Source organism: Sinomonas sp. G460-2, assembly GCF_047759905.1.
Classification (GTDB): Bacteria; Actinomycetota; Actinomycetes; order Actinomycetales; family Micrococcaceae; genus Sinomonas.
In genome coordinates this window covers 1-3,405 of the sequence record NZ_JBKZWT010000362.1, presented here as the reverse complement: position 1 = coordinate 3,405, position 3,405 = coordinate 1, and the positions used below count along the sequence as shown (strand labels likewise).

Annotated in this window: 3 protein-coding genes; 2 read left to right on the top strand and 1 reads right to left on the bottom strand. The window is 69.4% G+C overall.

The features are described 5' to 3' along the window. A partial coding sequence (locus ACLN58_RS19790; protein ID WP_415856947.1) for a sterol carrier family protein occupies window positions 1–111 on the top strand: 111 nt, incomplete at its 5' end. A 3-nt stretch (window positions 112–114) separates the two neighbouring features. Here the strand turns inward: ACLN58_RS19790 and ACLN58_RS19785 are convergent. Beyond that, window positions 115–906, bottom strand: coding sequence for an SDR family oxidoreductase (locus ACLN58_RS19785; RefSeq protein WP_415856946.1), 792 nt, complete (start codon window positions 904–906; stop codon window positions 115–117). Window positions 907–1,090: 184 nt separating this feature from the next. Here ACLN58_RS19785 and aceE point away from each other — a divergent pair. Continuing rightward, window positions 1,091–3,405 (top strand): pyruvate dehydrogenase (acetyl-transferring), homodimeric type (gene aceE, locus ACLN58_RS19780; protein WP_415856945.1); only part of this gene is annotated, 2,315 nt, incomplete at its 3' end.

Genomic DNA, 3,405 nt, shown 5'->3' with positions numbered 1-3,405 from the left:
TGGCTCGGGCTCGCGACTGGCTCGCTCGCGTGGGCCGACGCGCTCGCGTCCGGCAAGCTCAGCGCGTCCGGCACGCGGACGGACCTCAGCGAACTCCTGCCGCTCGCGTGAGCGCTAGCCGCGCCCGACGAACGGCATGCCTGCGGCCGTGATGACGAGCGATCCGACGGTGGCCGAGGGCGGGAGCGAGGCCATGAGGTACACGGCGTTCGCGGCCTCCTCGAGGGGGAACGTCGGCTCGACGAGGCGCGATCCGTTGGCTTGGAGGGCGCCCTCGCCCACGCTGTCGTTTCCGATGAGCGCGTCGATGAGCTCAGTGCGCGTGTTGCCGATGTCGATCTGGCCGCACGTGATGCCGTACGGCCGGCCGTCGAGCTCGATGCTCTTCGTGAGGCCCGAGATGGCGTGCTTCGTGGCGGTGTAGGCGACGGACTTGGGGCGCGGGCTGTGCGCCGAGATGGAGCCGTTGTTGATGATCCGTCCGCCCCGCGGACTCTGCTCTTTCATGGCGCGGAACGCGGCCGCGGCGCACAGGAAGCTGCCCGTGAGGTTGACGGCGACCGTGGCCTCCCACGCGGCGGGCTCGATCTCGCTCACGTCCCCGAACGGACCGAAGACGCCCGCGTTGTTGAAGAGCACGTCCACCCGCCCCCAACGGCGGGTGACCTCGTCGAAGAGGCGCTCGACGTCGTCGGCCGCGGAGACGTCCGCGGGCACCGCGAGCGCGCGCTCCCCGAAGCCCTCCCCGGTCTCCGCGAGCGGCTCGGGGCGCCTCCCGGCGAGAGCGACGTTCCAGCCCTCGCCGAGGAGCTTCCGGGCGACGGCGCGCCCGATCCCCGAGCCCGCGCCGGTCACGACGGCGACGCGCACCACCGACTCTGCCTCCGTGCTTGCTACCTCGTTCACAGAACCTCACTCAGCTCGCGGTACTTGACGCGCGCCCCGAGAGCACGCCACTCTTAATCCACATCGCAATATTTCGTTTCCATTATACGGAATCATGGAAGCGGCGTTGACCACTCCCTCCTCGGGATGACGAAGTCCCGATGGACGAGCGCGCGCGACCGGCGCGCACAGAAAGAGGTTGGACTTGTTGACTGGAGAGCATACCCAGCACATCCTCAGCGGGCTCGGAGCGCAACTGCCCGATCACGATCCGGACGAGACGGCCGAGTGGATCGAGCCGTTCGATGCGCTCGTCCAGGAGCGCGGCACCGAGCGGGCGCAGTTCGTGGTCCGCAACCTTCTGCAGCGCGCCGGGGCACAGAGCGTCGGCGTCCCCATGGTCACGACGACGGACTACGTCAACACGATCCCGGCCGACCAGGAGCCCGAGTACCCGGGCGACGAGGAGACCGAGCGCCGCTACCGCGCGTGGATGCGCTGGAACGCGGCGGTGCTCGTGCACCGCGCGCAGCGGCCGGGCATCGGTGTGGGCGGCCACATCTCGACGTACGCCGGCGCCGCGACGCTCTACGAGGTGGGCTTCAACCACTTCTTCCGCGGCAAGGACCACCCCGGCGGCGGCGACCAGGTGTTCTTCCAGGGGCATGCCTCGCCGGGGATGTATGCCCGGGCCTTCATGGAGGGGCGGCTCACCGAGGAGGACCTCGACGGCTTCCGGCAGGAGAAGTCTCGTGAGGGCCACGCCCTCTCCTCGTACCCGCACCCGCGGCTCATGCCCTCGTTCTGGGAGTTCCCCACGGTGTCGATGGGCATCGGTCCGATGAACGCGATCTACCAGGCGCAGTCGAACCGCTACCTCGCGCAGCGAGGCCTCAAGGACACCTCGGACCAGCACGTGTGGGCCTTCCTCGGCGACGGCGAGATGGACGAGCCCGAGAGCCGCGGCCTGCTCCAGCTCGCCGCGAACGAGGGCCTCGACAACCTCACGTTCGTGGTCAACTGCAACCTCCAGCGCCTCGACGGGCCGGTGCGCGGCAACGGCAAGATCATCCAGGAGCTCGAGGCGTTCTTCCGGGGCGCGGGCTGGAACGTCGTCAAGGTCATCTGGGGCCGGGAGTGGGACCGCCTTCTGAGCAAGGACCGCGAGGGCCACCTCGTGCGGATCATGAACGAGACCCCGGACGGCGACTACCAGACCTACAAGGCGGAGTCCGGCGGGTTCGTCCGCGAGCACTTCTTCGGCAAGTCTGCCGAGACGAAAGAGCTCGTCGCCGACCTCACCGACGAGCAGATCTGGAGCCTCAAGCGCGGCGGCCACGACTACCACAAGGTGTACGCGGCCTATAAGGCGGCCGTCGAGTTCAAGGGCAAGCCCACGGTCATCCTCGCGAAGACGGTCAAGGGCTACGGGCTCGGCTCCCACTTCGAGGGCCGCAACGCGACCCACCAGATGAAGAAGATGACGCTCCAGGACCTCAAGGACTTCCGCGACCACCTGCGGATCCCGATCTCTGATGAGCGCCTCGAGGCCGATCCGTACCAGCCCCCGTACTACCACCCCGGCGCCGACGCCCCGGAGATCCGGTATCTCCTCGAGCACCGGGCGGCCCTCGGCGGCTCGGTGCCCGAGCGGCGCAGCCGCCACGCCGAGGTGAGCCTCCCGCCGTCGTCCGCGTACGCCGTCGCCGCCCGCGGCTCGGGAAAGCAGCAGGCCGCGACGACCATGGCGTTCGTCCGCCTGCTCAAGGACCTCATGCGGGACAAGGAGTTCGGGCGGAGGATCGTGCCGATCGTCCCGGACGAGAGCCGGACGTTCGGCATGGACGCGTTCTTCCCCACGGCCAAGATCTACAACCCGAACGGGCAGAACTACCTCTCAGTGGACCGCGACCTCGTGCTCGCGTACAAGGAGTCGCCGGCCGGGCAGCTCATCCATCCGGGCATCAATGAGGCGGGAGCGGTCGCGGCGTTCACGGCCGCCGGCACTGCGTACGCGACGCAGGGCGAGCCGCTCGTGCCGGTCTACGTCTTCTACTCGATGTTCGGCTTCCAGCGCACGGGCGATTCGTTCTGGGCCGCCGGTGACCAGATGACGCGCGGCTTCATCATCGGCGCCACCGCGGGCCGGACCACGCTCACGGGCGAGGGCCTCCAGCACGCCGACGGGCACTCGCCGCTCCTCGCCTCGACCAATCCGGCTGTGGTCACGTACGACCCCGCGTACGGGTACGAGATCGGGCACATCGTGCGCGCTGGGCTCGAGCGCATGTACGGCGGCGCGCACCCCGACCCCAACGTCATGTACTACCTCACGGTGTACAACGAGCCGATCGTGCAGCCGGCCGAGCCGGAAAGCCTCGACGTCGACGGCCTCCTGCGGGGCATGTACCGGCTGCCTGGGGGTGGCGTGGGTGAGGGTGGCGTGGGTGGGGGCAATACGCACGGCGCGGCCGGCGCGGGCGCGGCTGGGTCAGCGGACGACGGCGTAGCTCGCCTAGC